1 protein-coding gene is annotated in these 1016 nt (G+C 69.8%); it reads right to left on the reverse strand.

Annotation, left to right across the window (positions count from 1 at the left end; genetic code table 11):
- On the reverse strand, window positions 1-885 hold an 885-nt coding region (locus ACR80Q_RS18290), incomplete at its 3' end, for an IS256 family transposase (protein WP_435379082.1).
- Window positions 886-1016 lie beyond the last annotated feature (131 nt).

Below are 1016 nucleotides of genomic sequence, written 5' to 3' on the forward strand. Positions count from 1 at the left end.
GACGACGTCGACGTGGGCGCGGACGGTGTCGGGGGTGGGCTGGGCGAAGATGGTGCGGATGGTCGCGGCGACCATCTCGGCGTGGCCCTTGCCGACCCGGGCGAGGGCGTTGCGCATGAAGTGGACCCGGCACCGTTGCCAGCCGGAGCCGGCGAACACCGCCGTGATGGCGTTGGTGAGGCCGCGGTGGCTGTCGCTGATGACCAGCTTGACCCCGCCCAGGCCGCGGTCCCGCAGCCCGCGCAGGAAGTCCGTCCAGAACGTCTCGGTCTCGCTGTCGCCGACGTCGCAGCCCAACACCTCCCGTCGCCCATCGGCGCTGACCCCGGTGGCGATGACGACGGCCTGCGACACGACCCGATGGTTGATCCTCGCCTTGCAATACGTCGCGTCGAGGAACACGTAGGGGAACTCGTGCTCGTCCAACGGGCGCGTGCGCCAGGCGGCGACGTCGCCGTCGAGCTGGGCGCAGATCCGGGAGACCTCGCTCTTGCTGATCCCGGTCCCGCCCATCGCGACCACGAGGTCGTCGACGCGACGGGTGCTGACGCCCTCGACGTAGGCCTGCATCACCACCGCGTGCAGGGCGACGTCGATGCGCCGGCGCGGGGCCAGCAGGGCCGGGAAGAACGACCCGGTCCGGATCTTCGGGATCCGCACCGTCACGTCGCCGGACGCGGTCGTCACGACCTTGTCGCGGTGGCCGTTGCGTTGGGTCGTGCGGGCCTCGCTGCGTTCGTGCGGAGCGGCGCCGATTGTGGCGGTGGCCTCGGCTTCCACGAGCAGCTGCAGCATCGACTGCAGCGCCGTGCGCATCAGGTCCACGCCGTCGCCGGCGCGTAGTGCCTCCGACAGCTCGAGCAGGGCAGACTGGTTCAGGGTCATCGCGTGAGTCCTTCTCTACGAGTCGCTTGGTCGCTTCTCGCAGAGCCTCACGCGATGACCCGCCCTCGTTGGTGACCGACACGACCACCAAGATCACGGGCTCGAACTACACCACTCCAGGGGACTCACTC

Source organism: Aquipuribacter aurantiacus, assembly GCF_051216895.1.
In the GTDB taxonomy this organism is placed as follows: Bacteria; Actinomycetota; Actinomycetes; order Actinomycetales; family JBBAYJ01; genus Aquipuribacter.